At 47.6% G+C, this 23,247-nt stretch carries 20 protein-coding genes; 12 read left to right on the plus strand and 8 right to left on the minus strand.

The genetic code is table 11. The features are described from left to right. Nucleotides 1-474 precede the first annotated feature (474 nt). The 6 genes from CLV60_RS30085 to CLV60_RS30110 all read left to right on the plus strand — a co-directional run bounded on the left by CLV60_RS30085 (nt 475) and on the right by CLV60_RS30110 (nt 6,347). A complete protein-coding gene (locus CLV60_RS30085) occupies nt 475-849 on the plus strand; it encodes a BlaI/MecI/CopY family transcriptional regulator (protein WP_106599120.1) in 375 nt (124 codons plus the stop codon). A 12-nt stretch (nt 850-861) separates the two neighbouring features. Beyond that, nucleotides 862-2,601, plus strand: coding sequence for a M56 family metallopeptidase (locus CLV60_RS30090; RefSeq protein ID WP_106599121.1), 1,740 nt, complete (start codon nt 862-864; stop codon nt 2,599-2,601). Beyond that, entirely contained in the window at nt 2,598-3,179 is a 582-nt protein-coding gene (locus CLV60_RS30095) for an OmpH/Skp family outer membrane protein (RefSeq protein WP_106599122.1), read from the plus strand. Before CLV60_RS30090 ends, CLV60_RS30095 begins: the two co-directional genes overlap by 4 nt. 390 nt (nt 3,180-3,569) lie before the next feature. After that, a complete protein-coding gene (locus CLV60_RS30100) occupies nt 3,570-4,466 on the plus strand; it encodes a helix-turn-helix domain-containing protein (protein ID WP_106599123.1) in 897 nt (298 codons plus the stop codon). Between the two features lie 92 nt (nt 4,467-4,558). Then, complete coding sequence (locus CLV60_RS30105) at nt 4,559-5,377, plus strand: enoyl-CoA hydratase/isomerase family protein (RefSeq protein WP_106599124.1); 819 nt, start codon at nt 4,559-4,561, stop codon at nt 5,375-5,377. 34 nt (nt 5,378-5,411) lie between these two features. Further along, nucleotides 5,412-6,347, plus strand: a complete 936-nt coding sequence (locus CLV60_RS30110) for an NADP-dependent oxidoreductase (protein WP_106599125.1) — start codon at nt 5,412-5,414, stop codon at nt 6,345-6,347. Between the two features lie 908 nt (nt 6,348-7,255). Here CLV60_RS30110 and CLV60_RS30120 read toward each other — a convergent pair. Together CLV60_RS30120 and CLV60_RS30125 are read right to left on the minus strand one after the other, a co-directional pair. Beyond that, nucleotides 7,256-8,995 (minus strand): serine hydrolase domain-containing protein, encoded by a 1,740-nt coding sequence (locus CLV60_RS30120; RefSeq protein WP_106599127.1) that lies wholly within the window; start codon nt 8,993-8,995, stop codon nt 7,256-7,258. A 205-nt stretch (nt 8,996-9,200) separates the two neighbouring features. Further along, entirely contained in the window at nt 9,201-9,950 is a 750-nt protein-coding gene (locus CLV60_RS30125; protein ID WP_106599128.1) for a DeoR/GlpR family DNA-binding transcription regulator, read from the minus strand. Between the two features lie 123 nt (nt 9,951-10,073). On the opposite strand from CLV60_RS30125, the gene CLV60_RS30130 reads away from it, so the two are divergent. Next, entirely contained in the window at nt 10,074-10,940 is an 867-nt protein-coding gene (locus CLV60_RS30130) for a sugar phosphate isomerase/epimerase family protein (protein ID WP_106599185.1), read from the plus strand. Between the two features lie 43 nt (nt 10,941-10,983). Here the strand turns inward: CLV60_RS30130 and CLV60_RS30135 are convergent, their stop codons facing one another. Next, on the minus strand, nt 10,984-11,550 hold the full coding sequence (locus CLV60_RS30135; RefSeq protein WP_106599129.1) for a glycosyl-4,4'-diaponeurosporenoate acyltransferase CrtO family protein: 567 nt from the start codon (nt 11,548-11,550) through the stop codon (nt 10,984-10,986). 67 nt (nt 11,551-11,617) lie between these two features. After that, nucleotides 11,618-12,181: a dihydrofolate reductase family protein gene (locus CLV60_RS30140; RefSeq protein ID WP_106599130.1), complete on the minus strand. Its 564-nt coding sequence runs from the start codon at nt 12,179-12,181 to the stop codon at nt 11,618-11,620. Nucleotides 12,182-12,623: 442 nt separating this feature from the next. Here CLV60_RS30140 and CLV60_RS30145 point away from each other — a divergent pair, with 442 nt between their 5' ends. After that, on the plus strand, nt 12,624-15,749 hold the full coding sequence (locus tag CLV60_RS30145; protein WP_106599131.1) for a SusC/RagA family TonB-linked outer membrane protein: 3,126 nt from the start codon (nt 12,624-12,626) through the stop codon (nt 15,747-15,749). A gap of 20 nt (nt 15,750-15,769) precedes the next feature. Then, nucleotides 15,770-17,344 (plus strand): SusD/RagB family nutrient-binding outer membrane lipoprotein, encoded by a 1,575-nt coding sequence (locus CLV60_RS30150; RefSeq protein WP_106599132.1) that lies wholly within the window; start codon nt 15,770-15,772, stop codon nt 17,342-17,344. A 189-nt stretch (nt 17,345-17,533) separates the two neighbouring features. Here the strand turns inward: CLV60_RS30150 and CLV60_RS30155 are convergent, their stop codons facing one another. The 4 genes from CLV60_RS30155 to CLV60_RS30170 form a co-directional block, all read right to left on the minus strand. Then, a complete protein-coding gene (locus tag CLV60_RS30155; protein ID WP_211302295.1) occupies nt 17,534-18,220 on the minus strand; it encodes a phosphoribosyltransferase in 687 nt (228 codons plus the stop codon). 70 nt (nt 18,221-18,290) lie between these two features. Then, nucleotides 18,291-18,620 (minus strand): DMT family transporter, encoded by a 330-nt coding sequence (locus CLV60_RS30160; protein ID WP_106599133.1) that lies wholly within the window; start codon nt 18,618-18,620, stop codon nt 18,291-18,293. 74 nt (nt 18,621-18,694) lie between these two features. Further along, nucleotides 18,695-19,258 carry a Crp/Fnr family transcriptional regulator gene (locus CLV60_RS30165; protein ID WP_106599134.1) on the minus strand — a complete coding sequence of 188 codons (564 nt, stop codon included), beginning with the start codon at nt 19,256-19,258 and terminating at the stop codon, nt 18,695-18,697. A gap of 4 nt (nt 19,259-19,262) precedes the next feature. Further along, nucleotides 19,263-19,622, minus strand: a complete 360-nt coding sequence (locus CLV60_RS30170; protein WP_106599135.1) for a DUF4180 domain-containing protein — start codon at nt 19,620-19,622, stop codon at nt 19,263-19,265. Between the two features lie 440 nt (nt 19,623-20,062). Between CLV60_RS30170 and CLV60_RS30180 the strand changes: the two genes are divergently transcribed. From CLV60_RS30180 to CLV60_RS30190, 3 genes are all read left to right on the plus strand, one after another. Further along, on the plus strand, nt 20,063-21,676 hold the full coding sequence (locus tag CLV60_RS30180) for a sensor histidine kinase (RefSeq protein ID WP_106599137.1): 1,614 nt from the start codon (nt 20,063-20,065) through the stop codon (nt 21,674-21,676). Next, nucleotides 21,669-22,082, plus strand: coding sequence for a response regulator (locus tag CLV60_RS30185; protein ID WP_106599138.1), 414 nt, complete (start codon nt 21,669-21,671; stop codon nt 22,080-22,082). The genes CLV60_RS30180 and CLV60_RS30185 overlap by 8 nt, the downstream gene beginning before the upstream one ends. Nucleotides 22,083-22,257: 175 nt before the next feature. Beyond that, nucleotides 22,258-23,238: a glycosyltransferase gene (locus tag CLV60_RS30190; protein WP_229211197.1), complete on the plus strand. Its 981-nt coding sequence runs from the start codon at nt 22,258-22,260 to the stop codon at nt 23,236-23,238. The last annotated feature ends 9 nt before the right edge of the window (nt 23,239-23,247 follow it).

The following is a 23,247-nucleotide window of genomic DNA, read 5'->3' on the forward strand; positions in this document are numbered from 1 at the left end:
CCGCTACTTTACCGCCAGCTTAGTGGCGTACTTTGCCCAGGAATAAATGGCGTACTTTCGGAGGAATCGTGGCGTACTTTGGAGAGGAATATCCATTCCTTCAATTATCAGCAGTCCAACTACCGGACCTCACATCTGACATTATACAACGACCATTCGAAATCCAGATTGTGCTTTCGTGGGTTGTCCTTGAGCCCAAATTTTCCCATTTCTCAGTGCAGGCACGCCCGATAGAGTACATAAAAACCCCCGAACAAATTGTCCATACAGGCCAATAGAGTAAATCTATAAACTTCCCAATGACCAAGGACCGGAAGTCGTTCCGAGGGACGGTGGAACACTATCATAATGGGAAGCAAGAAAGAACGAGAAATTGAATCCTACTAAAACATTAGTAAAAAAACTAACCACTTAGCTTGTATACTAAATTTTTAGTAGTTTACTTGCGCCCATCATCAGTCATTAATCCAGAATATGGAACCTCGTTCACTTACTAGGGCCGAAGCAGAAATCATGAAAATTCTCTGGCAATTGGGTAAAGCATTCATCAAAGATATCCTCGCGCAAATGGATGAACCCAGGCCCGCATATACTACTGTGGCGACCTTCGTGCGAATACTGGAAAAAAAGGGCATCGTTGCCCATAAGACGTATGGCAACACGCACGAATTTTACCCGCTAATCAGCGAGCAGGAGTACCGCAAATATGAAGTTCAGCAACTTGTCGAAAATTACTTTGACAATTCTGTGACTAACCTGGTCTCTTTCTTCATGAAAGACGATAATTTAAAGAAGAGTGACCTTGACGATTTGGCCGCATTTATCGAGAAAAATAAAAGCAAAAAATAACCATCCTGAAATATGGAAGCACTTCCCTATCTACTGAAAGTCAATATCTGCTGGGTAGTATTCTATGGGTGCTACTGGCTGCTATTCCGGAAGCATACCTTTTTTATGCTCAACCGTGCCTATTTACTTTTTTCATTGATCGTCAGCTTTATAATTCCCGCTCTTGAATTGCAGCAAACGGTCAGCGTCGTTGAAAGTGCGGGAGCTGCGGTAATCGCAACCGGCACAGTGATAGTTGGGGAAGTAACCCCTAACACAAATTATACAGCATATTTGCTACTCGCATGTTATTGTGCCGGAGCGATTTCAATGGCTATTGCTCTGATCAAAGCTATTTTACAAGTATGTCAAATCGTACGAAGCGGGATCTCGGTTCCCATGCAGGAGTACCAACTGGTGATAAGTCAGCGCCAATATGCCCGGAGCGGATCGTTTTCATTTCTGAAATGGATGATTATTTCCAATGATGACTACGAACAAAACTTTGAACCCATTTTTACGCATGAAATGGTGCACATCAGGCAATGGCATACGCTCGATATTCTTCTGATTGAAATCTTAAAGGTGCTATTTTGGTTCAATCCGGCCCTCTGGCTCTACAAACGCGCATTGCAGGATACCCATGAGTTTCTAGCTGACGAACAGGCTACCGACAGAGATAATTATGCTACCTTTCTGCTTACATACGCAAAAGGTGCTATTTCCTCTTCGGTAACCAACCAATTCTTCAACGCATCGCTACTTAAAAGGCGCATTCATATGATATACAGGAACCGGACAGCCGCCTGGCTAAGGGGCAAGTACCTCCTGTTACTGCCGGTGCTCGCATTAGCAGTAGTTCTGATGGCTGCCAGAAAGTATGTCTCCGAAGAAAGGAACACCGAAACCAAAAATAAATATGGCACCGGTTTGATATCGGTTAAGGGAATTGTAACTGATGAATCAGGATTGCCTGTGACCAATGCTGCAATCACTTTCTCTGGTACCTATGAAAGTACGGTAACCAATACGACCGGCAACTTCGAGGTCAATAATATCCCTCGAGGGTCAACAATCACAGTGATACATGACGATTTCTTGCGCTACACTCAAAAAATCCGCAAGCCGAACGCCGAATACCATATTCGCCTAAAAAGCAATGCAAAGCAACTTTTGACGAAACAAGAAAGAAGTGCAGCCAAACGAATGCTTGCCGGTAATGAATCGTCCCGCATTCCACTGGACCGTTGGCCAGGACTTCCTGGTAGGAGCAATTTTATCGCCATGACGCTAAAATATCCGGAGCAGGCCATACTTGATGGTGTTGAAGGGCATGTCTCGGTATCTTTCCATATTGATACAGCTGGAATTGTAAGCGATGCTAAAATAGAAAAAGGCGTTAGGAAAGATCTGGATAATGAAGCTTTACGAATCGTTCGCATGATGCCAAGATGGCGACCCGCTGAAAAAAACTTCAAACCCGTGGCGGTTCGCTATACGATGAATATCGCCTTCAACATTGCAGTCGATACGTTACCGCTTGCCGTGCGGCAGACAGCGCCACCAGGATTTTGGGGAAATAGATCCATTTATTCGCCCGCGAAAACCGGCCCGATTGGTGACAAACTCGTCAGGGAGCTTTTCGAGAAGAGCGTCCTTGACCTTCGTGACAGCACTCCTCCGACGACAAAATTGCAAAGATTCCGAATCGCGATGTATCGCCCACTGCCGGGGAAAATGGTCGATATGAGAATTAAACTACCAAAAAAATGACGCGCATCCTGCTGTACATATCGGCAATAACATCGCTAGCGTCCACAAGAGCACTAGGTCAAAACATTAAGATCGCAACAGTTGACCTCGAATATGTGTACGCTAATCTTCCGTCGTACAAAAAACTGATGACCGAGATCGATAGCTCATCTTCAAGATATCAGGTACTCCAAAAAGAAAAATTGGCAGCTTACCAGCAAAAATTGCAAGCTTATCAGAATTTAGGGAAACAGACGCCAGAACCCGTTTTGAAGGACAAAGCGACCGAGCTAGAAACGCTTCAAGCCTCTATGCAGGAATTTCAGGCTAATGCAGAAAATGACCTGCGCATGAAATATGCGAGCAAGTTTCCCGAGATTGAGAAGACGGTTAAAGCTGCAATCGCTGAATGCGCTAAGGAGCTTCACGTGACTTACGTTGCCAGAAATTATCCAAACTACAATGCCGGCGAATCAGCGCCCCTAGTACTATATTCGAATGATCTACAAACCGATCTAACAGATCAAATTCTAAGTAAACTGGGAGTTCCGAATCATACTGAAAAAGGTAAGAATAGGAAAAATGGAATAATCAGGTAATTCCCGCTTTCGACAGCACAAATAAGAGAGCCAACCATTCATCAGTCATTGGCTAAGTTGCATTTAAACGCGTGCACTTCGTAATTTATGAACTAAACAACCCTGCTTAGACCCTCCGATTGCACTTTATACACATACCAGCATAGTACGCTTAAACCACCGTATTTTCGTACGCTCTTAGTTCCAACACTCAACTTTGCATCTCGTTTTCAGGCATTTAACTCAGATATTGATTCTAGATCATCAAGAAAATGGTTCGACATTTGTTCCGTTGCGGGTACGGTAGCCCTTCAACGCAAGTTGAGGGGCTTTTTTTGTGCCTAACACGACAACTGTTGCCGTTTATCTTGTAAAAAGGCCACAAGCCGGCATTCTGATTACTTTTGTGGCATGAAAGTATTCGACGATCTCACCCCATATAACAAATACCTGAACCTATCTAACCCGATGCATCCGTTGATGGACAGCCGGATTTGCAAACAGGCCATCCCCAGTTTTCCAGCTCAAAGCGCCGAGATCCAGGTAAATCTTTTTAAGATAGCATTTAAAAAGAATTTTTCGGGTGATATCAGATATGGCAGCGGCAAGTACAAGACTGAAAACGGTGTGATGCTCTTCAGCGAACCGGGCCAAGTCGTTTCATGGGACACACTGACTTTTTGGGACGGTTACGCTTTTGTTTTTCATCCCGATCTGATCAAAAGAAATCCGATCGCTGCCCGGATCAGTCGTTACAAATATTTCAGCTATGAAATTGATGACGCGTTGTTTCTGACCCCAGAGGAGGAAGAGACCATTACCTGGCTTTTTACCAGGATTCATACGGAACTGCTCAACAACAAAGCCGATGCTAATATAGAGGTGGTTCTTTCATTGCTGAATGTGGTACTCACTTACGCGGAAATCTATTATGAAAGGCAATTTCGTGATCGCCAAAGCCCTTCGCGATCGATCATTTCCAAAGTAAAACAGCTTCTGCAACAGCATTACAACAACTTTTCCAAGCCTGTAAGCGGGGTACCAACCGTATCCGCATTAGCCTCAAAGCTCAACCTTTCGCCTAATTACCTCACTGACCTGGTACGGCAGGAAACAGGGAAAAACACCATTGCACTGATCCATGAATATGTGATAGAGCAGGCGGAAATTCTGCTAACCCAAACCGATATGAATGTACAGGACGTGGCGTATCAGCTGGGTTTTGACAATACCCCCTACTTCTCTCGTCTCTTCAAAAAAATAAAAGGCAAATCGCCGGTTGAAATCAGAAATCAGGGAAAAGTGTAAGGATCTCCTTGGTTTGTGTTGGCTGGCTGAAAGTGTCGGTTTATAGTTTTGAGCATTCTAAATATTTGCTCCATAACTATTCAAACACAAACATGATTTTCAAAACCGACAAGATCAGCGAGGGCTATTGGAAAGTCACTTTCGACAATCCGCCGATCAATATGTTTGATACCGAGTTCTCCAAACAGCTGATGGTACTATTGGATGAAATGGAGGCTAACGACAACCTGAAAGTGGTCGTCTTTGAAAGTGCTAACCCTGACTTTTTTGTGGCCCATGTCGAGCTGCTCAATGTAAATGACTTCCCCAAGGGTATGGGTAAAACCGGCCTGTCAATTGCCTGGCCGGATATGGCCAAGCGTCTGGAGCAAGCCAGCTTCGTAAGTATCGCAGCCATTCGCGGAAGAGCGCGGGGACTGGGAAGCGAGTTCGCTCAGGCATTCGATATACGTTTCGCCAGCAAGGAAAAGGCCCTCCTCGCGCAAGTCGAGATAGGCATCGGTTCATTTCCAGGCGGCGGCGGATTGGAGCGTTTGCATCTGTTGACAGGCAAGGCCCGGGCGCTCGAAATTATTTTGAGCGGACAGGATTATGATGCCGAAACAGCAGCAGCCTATGGTTGGGTAAACAGGGCTATTCCGGACGCAGAGCTGGATTCATTCGTTGAGCAGTTTGCGAAAAGGATTGCCTCATTCGATCAAAAAGCAATTGCCTCAATCAAATCCATTATGAATGAAAGAGCAACCCTTCCCAAAAACGAAGATATCACTGATACGCAGGTCAAATTTTTCGCATCCCTGGAATGGCCTGAAGCCCGCCGGCGAATCAAAAATCTGTTGGGCAAAGGCTTGCAACAAAATGGAGATCTCGAACTTAATCTGGGTGAGCACATCTTCCAAAGTGACATTTGAAAGCTCACAACACTTACAAAGCTGACTAAAAACAATGAAGGCAATAATATTAAACGGGCCCGGCGGCGTCGACCAGTTGGAGCTTGTTGACATCGCAATTCCCGAAATTAAGACTGGCGAAGTATTGGTCAAAGTGAAAGCAATCAGTGTCAACCCCGTCGATACAAAAGTGCGCGAAGGCAAAGGGATATACGCTGCTTTGAAGGACACATTACCAATTATTCTCGGTTGGGACATTGCGGGAGTCGTGCAGGAAAGCCAGAGTGAATTATTCAAACCCGGAGACGAAGTTTTTGGCATGGTCAATTTTCCAGGCCATGGAAAGGCCTACGCCGAGTATGTTGCTGCGCCCGCGACTCAGCTGGCCATCAAACCGGCCAATGTTTCATTTGAAGAAGCGGCGGCATCGACCCTTGTCGCGCTGACTGCCTGGCAGGCGTTCGTATCAAACGGTAAAGTGCAGCGCGGCCAAAACGTATTAATTCACGCTGCCGCGGGCGGAGTTGGCCACGTGGCAGTACAGCTGGCAAAATACCTGGGCGCCAATGTTACCGGTACATCCTCACACAGCAATCAGGACTTTGTGATGAGCTTGGGAGTCGACAGGCATATCGATTATCATGGTTACGATTGGCTGATCCAGAGGCGCGAATATGACTTCGTTTTGGATACCATTGGCGGAGTTAACATCGAGCACTCTATCGCAGTAACCAAAGAAGGAGGAACAGTCATCAGCATTCCAACCGGGCTAAATGACCAGGTGACCGAAAAAGCAAATGAGATGCGAGTAAACGCTTACTTCATTTTGGTGAAGTCTGATGGAGATGATATGAGGCAAATAGCTTCGCTTCTGGAAAAAGGTGTGATTAAGCCCCACGTGTCTCACATATTTAACTTTTCTGAAATGCCCCAGGCACACTTGCAGATCGAAACGGGAAGGACTATCGGCAAAGTCGTTGTCGCATTGTAAACCTATTATTATACTGATGAAATTTCAGGGGCCCTCATTGCGCAGGGTACCATTCATTTGGTACTCTGTTCAATGATGAGATTATCGTACTCCAAAAGCAAGCCACAAGCAAATAAACACCTCTCTGTTAGCCACCTATCTGCAACACAAATTTTAGATCATCGAGAAACCGGTTCGACATTTGTCCCGTTTCGGGTGCGGTAGCCCCTCAACTTGCGCTGAGGGGCTCCTTTTTGTGCTTAGGAGTATTCCAAAACACCATTTTTGAATATTTGACGGTTGATTTGGTGTTCGACTATCCCGTCAAACACCTTCCCGACTTACAATTCAACTTTGACCCAATAGCGTTACAATTGCATTGGCAGTTCATGGAGAGAGGAAGAAGGTTTTAGTTTGTATCTTGCTCGCAAACTATCACGTTATCTTTGGCGTGTAGTGCTGGCAGGCATTTTAACCACAACGCAATGAAGGAATCGATCAGCAAAAAGGCATTTATTCCTGTGGGGATACTTCTCAGTTTGGGCGTACTATTGAGCTTCATTTTATGGTTAAAACTAAGTCTAACGAACGAGATCAATTTTGAAACCGCCAGGCAGTTGTATTTATCAAATTACCCGCCATTTTTAAGAAACGCCCGTGTTCTGACTACTTTGCACATAGGTATGAACGTATTGGCAATCACCTGCTTGCTACGGGTCTCACTTTCTTCACCTAAACTCACTACACTGATAAGATTCTTCGTAATTCTCAACCTTGTGATGATGATATGGCAGATATTCAGCTTAATGTAGAATCCAGGAAATCTTTTTGATCAAATCCGGATCATATCATAAAATTCCTAAATAGCCAAAAAGCCCCTCGGCATAAGTTGAGGGGCTTTTTTGTGCATAATTCGTTTCAAATAGCTATCATTTTTCAACGAGATCGCAATCCGTAACCAAGCCATCGGACGTCAGATGGACGAGAATATAGGTGTCCGGCTGATTGGATTTTAATTGGTAAGTTACTATTTCGCTTACATCACTTCCATGGCGCTGGATCCCCCGCCCTGCGACGTTTTCTGAATGAATAAAAGTCAATGATTTCAAAGCTTCCGGCTCCCGCATTCCTTGGGCAAAATCGCGTTTGGCTCCGGAAGTGAGGGCTGATGCTTCTTCTAATATTTTACCACCTTTTACCATAGCCTGCAAAGCCGCCATGATTTTGGGAGTGCGTGACGGATCAGGATCGGCGTTGTTTTTACGGCCATCGGCAAGAGGCCCGATACGCGGTACCGTTCGCTCATAGCCTTGATTGTTGTCTTCAAGCTTAAAACTTGTCACATTTCCATTTGCATCGGAAATGAAGGTCACTGAAACATTGCGGTCAGTCGATGTAAATTTATTGCTGCCGACTGGCACAAACTCTTCATCAACAAATCCGTCTTCCAAGGTAAAGAGTCGCTGATTTTCAGCCTCAAAAGTGACCATTCGATTATTAAACAATTCATATCGACCTTGAAAAGCCTTTAAAGTTTGTGAATCCACCTCTACTGCAACCGGTTTAGTCTTTACAGGAAATCCATCCCAGTGGTAATAGTCGGCGATAAAATCAACAATCCTGCCCATCATATGCGAGTTGTCATTCGCATTGATCATGATCACAACGCCTTGTCCCTTGGCCACACTGGCAGTAAGTAACGCATCAAAACCCTCGTCGCGCCCATTATGACCGAAGCGGAGCGAAGTACTATCACCCTGCAAAAAAACACCAAGTCCATCCCTGTTCTTCTGATCTGTCAACATTTGGCGGGTCATGGACTGCGATAAAACGCCTCCTGATTTTCCTGCATAAGCATCCTGAATGCTAATCGCGAATCGAGCCAGATCGGATGGCGTTGTCCACAATCCTGCTGCCGCCATCTCGGGATAAACGTGCCAGCGCCCTTCCACCAAGCTTCGGTTGTTATAGTGGCCGGTCGCCGTCAATTTTGCCAGTTCCGAAGGCAACGGTTGCTGGTAAGTACTATTTTTCATACCCAATGGTGAAAGCACACTTTTTTTCATGAATTCCGGAAAAGCAGCCCCAGTCACATCCGTCATCAGTTGCTGCATGACGGTATAACCGCCCCCTGAATACCTCCACCGGGAGCCCGGAACAAAGTCCACGCGGACCGGTGGTGTATTGGCTGGGTCCGCCCCATCGAGAATCTGAACTATCGAAGGAACCTTCGCGCCCACCGCGTATCCCGGGAATCCGTGCACGGTCAAGCCGGTCGTATGGCTGAGTATCCCGCGCAGCGTAACCTTTTTGTCATTTGTAAATTCATTATCAGGTACTTTCCAACTTTTAAGTTTTTCATTCACGTTCTCATCCAGAACAAGTTTATCATGCTCAACAAGATACAGCGCGCCCATAGCCGCCACCGATTTACTCACCGAGCCCGCCTGAAACAAGGTGCTGGTCGTGACAGGCACCTTTCCATCCTTATCAATAAATCCATATGCCTGAGCTTTCAAGATTCTTCCGTTCTGAATGATAGCCAGGGATAAACCGGGAATACGCCGCTTCTGCATTTGGCTCCGGATAAAATCGTCCAGATCATCGGCCTGGACTTGAAATACAACTAATAGAAAGGAAAGAATCAGAAAGAGGCGTTGATTTTTCATGGATGGTTTGGTCGGAAAAGTGATTACTTTTTTTTGCTTTTAAGAATTTCACCCACTGGGTGGTCGCCACCCGGTGGGTACCCGGTGCGGTGCCAGCAAAGCTAAACAGTTTCCGTCCTGTCGTCTGTTAATGCCTTGTAAAAGAAGGTTAATGAAATGTAAATACTGCAACCAATCAACATGGCAAACAAAGTATTTACCAGCGTCAAAGGATCTCGCGACCGGCAAAGCGATAGGCATTTAACCGGAAGTCGTCGCTAGGTAAATCTGTGACGATCGTATCGATCGCATCCAGATTTGCGACTTTGAAAAAATCAATCCGGCCTATCTTCTCTTGTGTAACCACCGCAATGGTTTTGCGAGAGGATGCCAGGAAGGCTCTCTTTACTTCTCCATCTTCTGCGACTTGGGCAGTTACGCCCAATGCATGGTCGATGCCGCATGCGCCCATAAGGTAAAGATCAGCCACGTATTTGCACGCCTCCAGGCAAGTTTGTGCTCCGGTAGTGGTCCGCGTGTTCCGGTTATAGTTTCCGCCGAGAGAAATGATTTCTACCTGCTCGTGTTCGTGCAATACCGCAGGCAAAGCCATATTGTTGGTAATGATCCGTAACTCGGCATTGATTGGAATAGCCGCGGCGATAGCCAGTATTGTAGTGCCGCCATCCATGAATACCGTCTTCGCCTCCGACAAATGCGGCTGCACCTTAAATGCAATACGTTCCTTTCCCTCCGGAAACAAACTGGCCCGCTCCTGAAACGAAAGAGGGTTAATCGCCGGGATAATGCCCCCCCGGCGCACCTTGACCAGAAGCCCGTTTTTCCCAAGAATATCTATATCTCTTCTGATCGTATCTTCGGACACATTCAATTCGACAGCAAGCTCTTCAAAATGAACTCGTTGATTAACACTCAGCTTCGTCAAAATATGCTCAAAACGGTCTTCCTTGGTCATTTTGTCAGATTATACACTCTGCAATATTTTGCGAAAAATCAATATTTTGCAATAATTTGCAAGAAAAATTTCAATTTCTACATTTTCAATTTTTATAGTCGCTACGACATTCCCATTATTATCATGTTAAGAAGAAACTTTCTAAAACGCTCCGGCCTGGCGGTTGCCGGTGCATTGGCTGCTAATTCGTTGGAGGCATTAGCTGCACCTAAAAAATTGATTGACCCATTTGGTGTTCAGCTTTTCAGCGTTCGCAGCTTGCTGCCGGATGATCCGAAAGGCGTCATGACAAAACTTGCCGAAATGGGTTACAAGCAATTCGAGAGTTTCAGCGGACCCAAAGGCTTTCTGTGGGGTATGGAGCCGAAGGAAATCAAGAGCTTCCTGGATGGGCTTGGCGTAAAGATGGTCAGCACGCATTTCGATTTCAAGGGTGCGGCCGAGAACCCCGAGACCCTGAAAAAATACATCGACATGGCGCAGGGCGCGGGACTGAAATATTTGATCTGCCCGTGGATTGGCCCGCAAAAAACATGGGACGAGTGGAAAATCGTTGCCGACAACTTTAATCAGGTCGGTGAACAGGTAACCAAATCGGGATTGAAATTTGGTTACCACAACCATGACTATTCGTTCCGTCCGCTGGATGGCAAGCTGCCGCAGGACTACCTGCTTCAAAACACCGATCCGAAAAGTGTCATGTTTGAACTAGACCTTTGCTGGATCGACGTGGCGGGCGTTGCCACTGCGGAGCACCTTAAAAAGCATGGCAAGCGGTATGAGCTCTGCCATGTGAAAGACTACAATAAGGAAAACGGCAAGCCCGTACAAAACGACCTGGGTAAAGGTAGCGTCGATTTCAAAAAGACTTTGCGCCTGGCTAAGGATAGCGGCATCAAGTATTTCCTGGTGGAACAAGAGGAATACCCGGTATCCCCTCTTGTCAGCTTGGCAAACGATGCAGAATATATGAAGAAGCTCTCAATCTAAATCGACGGGTAAAGCTCATAGCCCCTCATTTGTTCGATTGCATTTACGAAAGCCTTCCAGCAAAAGCCGGGAGGCTTTTTTTAAGTTTCTCAATCATCCGCAGCAATCTTGGACGGGTATAACGCTGTAACAACACAGGGTAGAAATTAAGTAAGACATTGAACACAACCAGCCATAGCGCATCCCTGACCGAGTAGGCCAACATTACGTAGCCAGTGACGATTAAAACAACGACGCCTGCTGCCAAATGTCCTGCTTCTGCCACGCGGCTTGCCCGCTCGTAGGCCTGAAAGTCATGAAGGCTTTTTCTGATGGGGGTAGACTTTTGCCGCAACTTCTCCCACCCGCTTTTGATCAGAATGGCCCGGTACCACTCTACACCTAACATCCGGTATACTCTCCCCTCCTTCTCAAAAGGGTAAGAATTAAAAAAGGGCGAGTCGAGAGCGGGTTTGAGCTGAGTTTCGAGCACCGAGGCCCAGAACATTTGCGCAAAATTGAATCCGAAACTGAATGCTGCCGACGTGACATCCATATAACGAAGCATCAGGCCCGTAGTCACCAGCGCAAGACAGACTACAAGCAGAATTTTGACCCATTTAATAAGCATAGGGAGCGATCTCTCATTTTTCGCCCTAAACTATCAAAAATTTCGCACCGCAGGTGACATGGAGAGTTCATTTATCACCCGGTTCTTTCACGGGTTCATAATAATGTAGTACCGCCCCGGAGTCGAAGACTTTTACTTGGGTCAATTTCAAAAGCTTCCTGTCGCGGATGTTTTCAAACAACTTCATACCCTCTCCCGCAATAACGGGATGGATCATCAGCTGAAACTCATCTATTAAATTCAATCGCAAGAGGTCGATGATGAGGCTGCGGCTACCCACCAGAATGCGCTTGCCGGGTTGCTCTGCAAGCGTGCGTGTCTCTTCTTCCAGGTTCCTCTTTGCCAGCGCAGCACTTTTCCAGTCGACATCATGCAACGTGCGCGAAAAGACAATCTTCGGGATGCCATCGATCGCCACCGCGAAGTCGTCCAGGGATTGATTACCCGACGGACTTTCCAGAAGGCTCTTCCAGAATTCCATCAGCTGGTAGGTGATCCTCCCGTACAGAATCGCGTCGGTCTGGCGCAGCAATTCTTCATAGTGTTTATGGACTTGAGCATCCGGGTCCACCTTCGTATGGTCGCATACGCCATCCAGCGTCATGTTAATCCCGGCTATTATTTTTCCCATGTTAATTGACGTCTATTGATCAGCTTTAAACTGACGCCAAATTAGACAGATGCAGCACAACATCGCGTAGTCATTCGGGACAAATAGAGGGGGAATTAGGGACACGATATTCGGCTGTGTGTCCTTCGGTAACTACCTAAGCGAGAAAATTGAAATTTTTTAGAATAAACTCCTACCAAATGTATCAGGTACCCAATAAAATTACTATTTTTAAAAAAACTTCAAAACGAACTACCTGTTCAATACACTTATTGCATAATTTAATTACTTTTTAATAAAAATTACGAGTATTGCCTATGCCCTAACCCTCTACATCTCAATCCTTCCCATCGAAAGAAGCCTTAAAGTCAGCACTTTGACGCTCTTCAACGCCTGGTCACCTCGCAGAGGTGATGCAGAGCCTCTATGCCAAATTTTTCCTAAAATTTAACCATTCAGAGTTATGAAAAGAAAACAGGAAGTAAAGTGTCCGCGGTGGATGAAACTTTCTTTTTACCAGATTGCCGCGCTTACGGCTTCCGTAGGCACGTCCTTTGCCGTTCCCACGATCGCCCCGGGAGGCATTTCGAAAAACAGAGTCGCGTCGGTAGCCGCTGTAAGAGGCGTTACCGGAAAAGTAACCGATAACAAAGGTGAAGCCGTACCGGGTACCACGGTAGTGATCAAAGGCAGTGAAGTCGGTACGATTACGGATGCCGAAGGTAAGTTCTCCATCGAGGTTCCAAATGATCAGACCATATTAATATTCTCATCCATTGGCTTCACCCGTAAAGAGGTGGTCGTTGGATCACAAAGTGTGCTGGATGTAGTCCTGGAAACATCAGCCGCTACACTGGACGAAGTGGTCGTAACGGCATTGGGTGTTCAACGCGACAAGAAAGCGCTGACCTATGCAACACAGCAAATCGGCGGACAAGAATTACGTGCCGCTGCCAACACCAACTTCGTAGATGCTCTTAACGGTAAGGCCGCGGGTATCGACATTAAAGTGAGCAGCTCTGGCGCGGGCGGTTCTACCAGAGCCGTACTCCGCGGTAACAAGTCGTTGCAAGGATCCAGCGAAGCCCTCTATGTAATCGACGGTATCCCGATGGTCAATAACAAAGGTGGCCAGCCAGGGTCTTACGGTGGAACTGATGGTGGTGATGGTCTTTCGTCTATCAACCCTGCCGACATCGAAAGCATCAGCATTTTGAGAGGTGCAAATGCTTCTATCCTTTATGGTAGCCAGGGCGCCAACGGGGTGATCCTGATCACTACTAAAAAAGGAAAAGAAGGGAAACTCTCGGTGGACTTCAATTCCAGCGCAGTTTTGGAAAAAGTATCGGGTCTTCCCAAGTTCCAGTACCGCTACGGCACCGTGGGCGGGGATTACAGCTGGACACCCGTCGGAACAGCTGAAGTAAAATCTGACAATTATCAGAAAAATTACATCGACGACTTCTTCCGCACCGGTACTACCTTCACCAATTCGGTAGCCGTCACAGGCGGAAATGCGAAGACGAATGTATACTTCTCCTACGCCAACGTGTCTTCTAATGGTATTATGCCCACAAATACCTACCGGAAGAACAATTTCTCGTTCAGACAGAGTACCAAAATGCTGAAAGACAAAATTACGATCAGCTCCGGTGTAATCCTGTCTTCCGAAGTATCCAAAAACCGCCCTGGCGCAGGTTATTACAACAACCCGCTGACCGGCCTGTACCTGTTCGCCAGAGACCGCGACTTCCAAAGCTATAAGGACAATTACGCGGTGTTCAATAAGGAGCGGAATATGGACAAAATGAACTGGTATTCCACCGAAGAGAAGCAAAACAACCCTTACTGGGAGCTTTACAAGGATCCGAAACTGCAATCCTACAAAAGGATCATTGCGAATGTAAAAGCATCCTACGATATCGTTGAGAACCTGCGATTCGAGGTACGTGCTAACATTGACTACAACAACGTGTTGGACGATAAGCGTTACGCAGCGGGAGGTAACTCTGTGAGCGTTAGCCCGAACGGTACCTGGAACTACGCACGGTATACAGACCAGTCTATTTATTCGGACGGTATCCTTACCTATAATAAGACCCTGGGCGATTTCAGTTTGAATGCATTGGCTGGTCTCAGCTATCAGAAAAACAAGTACTATGATGGTATGACCGTAAACAACGGAACGGTATCATTGCAGTATCCAAACGTGTTCACCTTCTCGAACATGCCTTACAACGTGGTTTTCAATAACCATCCGGGATACAGCAATACCATCAAGCAAGGAGCCTTCGCCAACTTGTCTCTCGGGTACAAGGAGTTCCTCTTCCTCGACCTGGCCGGACGTAACGACTGGGCTTCAACCCTGGCGCTTACCGGTAACCAGTCGTACTTCTACCCATCTATCGGTGGATCGGCTGTGATCAGCCAGATGCTTGATTTGCCACAGGCTATTTCCTTGTTGAAAGTTCGGGCTTCGTTCTCGCAAACTGCCAACGAAGTACCTTATAACAGAGTACTTCCTTTGAGCACCATTGGCGGCGCGGGTGGACCGAGCGGTATCGGTGGTATCAACAGACCTACGCAGGTTCCGTTTACCAACCTGAAACCGGAAAAAATCGTAGCTAACGAATATGGTATCGAAACCAAGTTCTTCCACAACAAACTGGGACTTGACTTCACTTATTACAATGGCGTAAGTACCAATCAGTTCCTTTCGCTGGCAGCACCTTCGGGCTCGGGTTATACTACCTATTATGTCAATGCAGGAAGGATCGAGAACAATGGATTTGAGCTGACTTTGAATGCAGAGCCTATCCGCACGGACCGTTTCAGCTGGAACACGACTGTCAATGCCTCACAGAACAAAAACAAGATTGTTGAGTTGATCGCTTCTAACCCTAACTATCAGGTAGGCGGCGACAACGAGGGTTTTGCTTCGATCATCAAGGCGGGTGGTTCTTTCAATGACGTTTACGTTTATCATTTCGCACGCAACGACGCCGGCCAGATTATCCTGGATAAAAACGGTGTTCCTACCAAAGCAGCCAAACAAGAAAAAGTTGGTAATGTGAACCCCAAGCTTCTTTTGGGATGGACTAACAACTTCAACTACCGCAACTTCTTCGCTAATGTGCTCGTTAACGGTAAATTCGGCGGCGTTGCATTCTCTAAAACAGAGGCGTTCCTGGATTCCTACGGTGTGAGCGAAAGATCAGCGGAAGCAAGAGATGCAGGATCGGTAGCGATCAATGCGGTTTCGTCTGAGGGAGCAGCTGTCAGCTCTATCGCTCCTTATACCTATTATTCTGCCATCGGAGACCGGAATAAAATCATGGAACCATATGTGTATTCCAGAACGAATATCCGGTTAGGACAGCTTGTATTGGGCTATAACTTCAAAAGCAAAGGCAATGTGTTCAAAGACGCATCCATCTCTTTCGTAGGCCGCAACTTGTTCTTCTTCTACAAAAAAGCGCCTTTCGATCCTGAGCAGGCTATGAGTACCAACAATGATCTGCAATCGACGGACGTATTTGGTTTGCCGTCAACCAGATCCTATGGTTTGAACCTGAAGTTTTCTTTCTAAAAAACTCTAAAGTTATTGACATGAAAAAATTAGTTATAGCACTGGTATCCCTGATTGCATTCGCGGCTTGTACCGACAATTTCGTGGAGACAAACCAGAATCCATATCAAATTTCGGATGACCTCCTCAAGCAGGACTTCAACCTTGTAGGGTCGCCTTTCTCCAATATGATTTTCAACCTCAATGGTCACCAGATCGAAGAGGACCTTTGTTCCGACAACTGGATGGGTTACATGGGAACCCCTACGGACTTTGTGGGTAACGTCAATAATACGACGTATTACATCCGCTGGAACACTTACTGGGATCGCGTGTATGGCAGCGTAATGTCGCCCGCCAAGCAGGTGATCAAGCTCGCAGCAGATAACAACCTGCCGTTGTTTGCAACCTGGGCTAAGCTGATCCGCATTTACGCGGTTTCCAAATTGACAGGCGTACACGGGCCGGTTATTTATTCCCAATACGGAACTACTGCCAATTCGATTGCATACGACAAAGAGTCGGACCTGTACCCGCTCTTCTTCAAGCAACTGGATTCAATCCAGACTGACCTCGGCGCCAACAAAGAGTATACCGGATTCAAAAAATTCGATCCTTCCCAATACGGCGGAAGCATTCCACGGTGGCAAAAGCTGGTCAACTCTTTGCGTCTGAGATTGGCTATGCGTATTTCAAAAGTGGATCCTGCGATGGCAAAAACCGAGGGAGAAAAAGCGCTGGCCGATCCTGCCGGCTTGATTGTCGCCAATTCGGACAACTTTATCAACTCATTGAACGGTAATAAAATACCGGTAGCGCAAATCTGCTACGAATGGGATGATACCCGCATGGGTGCTGTCATGGAGTCGTTCCTGGTGGGCTTGAAAGACGGTCGTATTTCCAAATACTTCGCTCCTATGTCCAATGCTGCCTTGTATGCGGACCACCCTTCTGTGCCTTACAAAGGCGTACGCAATGGTGCTTACATTAAAGCGAAAGCCGACCACGTTCCATTCTCGAAAGTGAGCGAAGATTTCCAGACGGTTCAAACCAGAAGAAACTTTACAGCGGCCGAAGTGGCATTCCTGAAAGCCGAAGCCGGATTGAGAGGCTGGGCAGGCGCCGGAGATCCTAAAACCAACTACGAGGAAGGTATCAAGCTGTCGTTTGCCGATTGGGGCGCAGGTGGTGTAGACGCTTATCTGGCCGATGCAACCAGCAAACCGATCAGCTACGTGGACCCGATCGACGCCCGCAACAACTTCACTGCCGCTTCCACCATCACCGTGGCCTGGAACAATGCAGATTCAAACGAGTTGAAACTGGAAAAAATCATCACCCAGAAATACCTCAACACCTTCACCAATACACAGGAAGCGTGGGTAGATTTCAGACGTACAGGCTATCCTAAAATCCCGCACGTGGCCAAAAACGATAGCAACAACGACTGGGGTGTAATTCCGGCAACAGAATGGATCAAAAGAATGCCGTTTGTAAATGCGGAGAGAAACGGCAACACGGCTGCCGTTGCGGATGCAGTTTCCAAAATGGGCACCGGTGCAAAAGACGATATCGCTACCCGCTTGTGGTGGGATACAGGCAAGGCAAATTTCTAATTACGCCTGACAAAGATTAAGTTATTTCGTACGTACATCGAGAGGCTACCTGAAATCCGGGTAGCCTCTTTTCATGAAGCCAGCGACCGCCGGTAATTCAGCGGCGTCATCACCTGCCCCGGCGCAGTACAAACCATAATACACTTGTCGAAATCATAGTAGCCGTGCCCGTAATGAAACAAAATAACCCTAAAAATGTAACCCCCGCACGTGTTCCCAACCCGACCGCAGGTATGCGCCCTTGCGAACGATCGCCAGCAGTTCATCGTCGGTAAGGTCGCGGAATGAGGCATACACCTGCTCCACCGCGTAAAACCATTCGGGCATAACGAGTATTTCGATGGCGTCGGCGTCGTTCAGGTGAGCGTCATAGTTATTGCCGGCCACCGGCACGGCCACTATCACGCGGTCGGCACCGCGGCTGCGGCAGAGGCGTAGTACGGGCACGAGCGTTACGCCGGTCGCAATGCCGTCGTCGACGATAATGACGGTCCGCCCCCGCAGATCCGGGAGCGGTTTGCCATGTTTGTATACGCCGATCCGGCGGTTCACCTCGTCGGTCTGCTCGTCGATGATCTCGCCGATAGTCTCCGGTTCGAGCGACCGCCTGAAACGCGGAGCGATGTACACCGACAAGTCTTCCGCAATGGCCCCGAAACCGACTTCCGGGCAGCCCGGTACCGGCAATTTCCGGGAAATAACCATATTCAGGTCTGTTTCCAGGCATTGGGCAACATAGTATGCCACCTCCACCCCTCCCCGGGCAATGCCCATTACGAGTGGGTCCGCGCCTTTATAGCGTGGGCTCAGGAAATGCCCCAGTTGCAGTCCGGCATCCTTCCGGTCGGCAAAAATGATTTGGTTGCTTCGGTTCATAGGCTTCGCGTCTGTACAAAAAAATCCACAGGACCGAATTGGTAAAAATCAATGCCGGAACTGCCATTGGCTAATGCTGCGAAACCATTTTGAGTCCCGCGATGGAGAGAATCAACGTGCTGATGAAGAATATCCGCCAAAAACTGACAGGATCTTTAAAAACCAGTATTCCCACCAGTACCGTTCCAACCGCTCCTATACCCGTCCACACAGCATAAGCCGTGCCAATGGGAAGCGTTTGCGTCGCTTTCAGCAACAATGCCATGCTCACAACCAGTGAGATGATAAATCCCGTAAACCATAAATACATTTCGCTTCCGCTTGTTTCACGGACTTTTCCTAAACAAGAGGCAAATCCGACCTCAAACAGGCCGGCGATAATCAAAATAATCCAGTTCATAACACTTTGTTTTTGCTTACAAAGGTCCGGCGCCGGATCCACAAAAAATTTTACAAATGATAAAAAGCGAAGCGCTACCTGATCTCCGCGCGAATGCGGCTCAGGCTTACCTGCGTAATGCCCAGGTAGGAAGCAATATGGCACAGGGGCACACGATGAAGCAGATCAGGGGTCGAAGATAGTAAATCGAGGTACCGTTGCTGGGCGGTTTTGAATTGCATGGAAATGAGCCGTTCCTCGGTCTTGATCAGCTCCTGGCCGATCAGTTTGCGTCCCCAGTTGGCAATGTGAATATCGCTGGCAAAAAGTGATTCCAGGTCCAGCGCCTTCATCTGGTACAAATCGCATGCTTCCAGGGTTTCGACATGCTCATAGCCCGGTTGTCCGGAGACATAGCTTTTCATCGAAATCACTACATCTCCCTCCTTTCCGAACCAGAAAGTCACATCCCCGCGATCGGCGTCTGAATATGCGCGTACGATGCCGCTCCGTATGAAGTAAAGCGTTTTCTCTACCCTGCCCGAGCGAATCAGCGTATGTCCTTTCGGATATTCTGCCTCCGAAATGCGCGCTTTCAAAGCCTCCCTGGAACCGGCCGGCAGCGGGTGAAAACGTTCGAGGATCTCATCTATCTCCATTGCATTAGCTTGCTAATCTTCCAACGGCTTCTTCCACCGAAGATACAAAATTGACCTGCCTGCCTTTGTTGCTTTCGAAAATGAAATCGCGCAGGCTTTTGCTTTCGTAGCGCCCAAAGTCACCCACGATGGCCAGGCGGACACGGTAAGTAGTAAACTTCTGCAAAATCTCGCCCGCAATACCCGTTTTCAGATCAAAGAAATCCGGCGTAATATTTTGTTCGTGCAAAATCATCTCACCATAACCCTGATAGTACAAGTCGACCATCAATTGCAGGCCGTCGCTCGGCGTGTGTACAAGGATCTGGTCGGAGGTTACTTCCGCAATCGCGGTTTCATTGTGTTGATGGATCTGAATATTCATAGCAAAAGCGCCGCCTGGTTTGTTGAGTGCGGCCTGCTAAATTAGTCAAAAAGTCCGCTGCCGGGCACATCTGGCGTTTGAACTTTTTCTACATTTCAATTTATTTATTCTAACTCCGTTTTATATTCCAGGAATAAAAGACACAAACAATCGTGACCCTCCATGGAGATAGAAATGTTGCACTGGCAGCTGATATTTGCGTCTTACAGTGTACAATCCAGCATTAAACGCAGCTCAACATAAGACCGATCGTCGGCAGAAAAGCCCCTGATACGCTTTACTAATTGCGATTCCTGTCTGTTCCTAAAACTATTTTTACAAATAAAGTAGAATAGTATTTTTACGGCATCAGGCAGTCTTGTTTTGAAAACGAATGCGCTGTTGTTTGGCATGAGTTTTATCATTAATATTTGCATACGCCTCCCGTTAATTAAGCATCCATGACCCCGCAAGCTGCGCAACATCATGCCATTTCAGACGACCGTATAACACTTTGCCATACGGGTTCAGCTCCCCTAAAAACAGGCGAGCAAGGGCTGCCGGAGCAAGTGGCAGAATTCTTCCGGGGGATTTTCAGCCAATCGGAATGGCCGGCACGCTGGTACTGCGGCTCGTGGTCGGATTTTCATGGTTGGATGTATATTATTTCCGACATTCTCATCTGGGCGGCCTATTTCCTGATCCCCATTTTCCTGATCCGGTTTATCCGCAGCAGAAAAGACTTTCCATTTCCGAAAACAATCTGGCTCTTCGTTGCATTCATCGCTTTCTGCGGCGCTACGCACCTGATCGATGCATTGATCTTCTGGATACCCGTCTACCGGTTCAGTGCATTGGTGAGGTTTGCCACGGCGATCATCTCGATGACCACGGTCTACTACCTCTTCAAAATCTTCCCCAATGTGCTCCTGCTCCGCTCCGTCTCCGATCTGCAGCGGGAAATCGACGAACGAACGGCCGTAGAGGAAAAACTGGCGGAAAGCGAGTTCCTGCTCAGTGCCGCAAGCAATGTAGGTAAACTCGGTGGCTGGGAATACGACCCGGCTACGGGGCAATTCCGCTGGACCGCCACCTGTGGTAACATACTGGAAACCAACGAAGAACATATCCATAGTGAAACCGACCTGCTGCGCTTTTTTCCGGAACCCTATCAGCTCATCGTCCGCGCGGCGCTCCGGGAGTCGATTGAAACCGGCAGCTCATGGGACCATGAACTGCAACTTACTACGGCCACGGGTGTGCGTAAATGGGTGCGATTTTCAGCGACGCCATCGCTGAATGCCAGCGGCCAGGTGACCCAAATCAGGGGCATTATCATGGATATCGACCGGTACAAAACGTTGGAACTGAAACTGGTCAAATCGATCGATCAGATGGCCCAGAAGAACAGCCAGCTGCAAAGCTTTACCCATATCCTTTCCCACAACCTCCGCAACCATTCGAGCAACATCGCCCTGCTCGCGGATTTTGTCGATGAATCGACCCTTACCAAGGACAACGAAGAGCTGTTCCAGAAGATCAAAACGGTATCCCGGCATTTGAACGGGACGCTCGACGATCTTTCACAAGTCATCAAAATCCGCGACAATCACCTGGAAGGCGAAAAGCTGAATATCAGGGAGGTAACGGAGCAAGTCCTCAGCGTGCTCGATGAAAGCCTGCACACCAGCCAGGCGGAAATCGGGATGGATTTCATGGAGGAAGAGATTACCTTCCCGCGCATTTACCTGGAAAGCATTCTGATGAACCTGATTTCCAATGGTATTAAATACAAAAAAGACAGTCAGCATCCCGTAATACAGCTTCGGTTCTACCGGAATGAAAAAGGCCTTAAAGTGTTGGAATACAGCGATCAGGGCAAAGGCATTGATCTTTCGCTTCACGCCGATAAGATTTTTGGTCTGTATAAAACTTTCCATAAACATGAAGATGCTCACGGAGTTGGCTTATTTTTGATAAAAAATCAGATAGAAGCCCAGGGCGGGAACATTCAGGTATTCAGTAAGGTCGACGCGGGTATTACATTCAAAATTACATTTAACGAAAATGCTTGAAATACTCTGCGTGGTAGACGACGACAAAATATTCACCTACCTGCTGAAACGCATCATCGAAAAAGCCAAAGTGGCCCGCGAAATCATTTTTTTTGAAAACGGGCAGGAGGCAATGGACTACCTCAACAGCCACAAAGAAGATGCGCTGAAACTACCCCAACTGATACTCCTGGACATCAATATGCCTATCCTCGACGGCTGGCAATTCCTGAACGAATACGGAAAATTGAAACCGGACGTCCCCAAGCCGATTTCAATCTGCATGATGAGTTCTTCCTCCGAAGTGGAGGATTACGACCGGGCCATGGGTTCGGGGCACGTGATGGATTACCTCCAGAAGCCCGTCCAGGTTCCTTCGCTGAAAGAGGTTACCGAGCGCGTACTGTCATTTCTTGGCCCGAAATAGCAGCAAACCCGCTATTTTTGCTTTGTAACTAAATTCCAAATCTACCCTGCCATTCCGTATCCTGATAGCGCCGCTGGACTGGGGACTGGGACATGCCACCCGCTGCATCCCCGTCATCCGCTACCTTATTGACAAAGGATGCGAGGTTACCATTGCTGCCTCCGGGGCGACCGCGGTGCTGTTGCAAAAGAACTTTCCTGGCCTGCCCCAGCTTCCGCTTCCCGGTTACAACATTACGTATAGTAGCAGCGGCGGCACTTTTGTACTGAAAATATTATCCCAAATCCCGAAAATTCTGAGGGCAATCCGTCGGGAAAGACAATGGCTCCGCGATATGCAAGCCACGCATCAGTTTGACCTCGTGGTTTCCGACAACCGGTATGGATTGAAAATTGAAGGCTTAAAATCGGTGATTCTCACCCACCAGTTACAAATCATGACGGGTTTTGGCTCGACCGCTGATTCCATCATGCGTCGGCTGCATTACCGTATGCTCGAAAAATTCGATGAATGCTGGGTAGTAGATGAACCGGAAAATGGCGGGCTCGCCGGCGCATTATCACATCCGCGAGAACTTCCCGCCAATTCGCATTACATTGGGTTGCTATCTCAACTGCTACCTCCGGCCGGGCATGTGCAGAATCGTCACAACACTATCCTTGTACTGCTTTCCGGCCCGGAGCCCATGCGGAGTATTTTGGAAGAAAATATGCTTCAACAAGCCGTTTTGGCCACGAATTATCATTTCCATATTATTGCCGGCAACCCCTCGGGCGCGGCGCGCGCGCATTTGCCTGCGCATATCACATACTCCACCTATGCGCGCACGCGGGAGCTTGCGGATGCGCTTATACATGCCCGGCTCGTCATTTGCAGAAGCGGTTACTCGACCCTGATGGACCTCGCGGTATTCGAAAAAAAGGCATTGCTTATTCCCACACCAGGGCAGTCGGAGCAGGAATACCTGGCCGGACATTTACAAACTCAGGGGATTGCTTTGAGCAAGCGTCAGGAGGAAGTTAATCTGGGCAAAGACATTACCGAAGCGTTGGGTTATCAAGGATTCACGCGTAAGCTTGCAGGAAGGCCAGACCTTATGCAAGTGGTCCTTGATAATACATTACAAAAACTGGAAAACGAAGCGGGGCTGCTTTAAAGAACATTC

The sequence above is a fragment of the Dyadobacter jiangsuensis genome (genome assembly GCF_003014695.1).
Taxonomy (GTDB): domain Bacteria; phylum Bacteroidota; class Bacteroidia; order Cytophagales; family Spirosomataceae; genus Dyadobacter; species Dyadobacter jiangsuensis.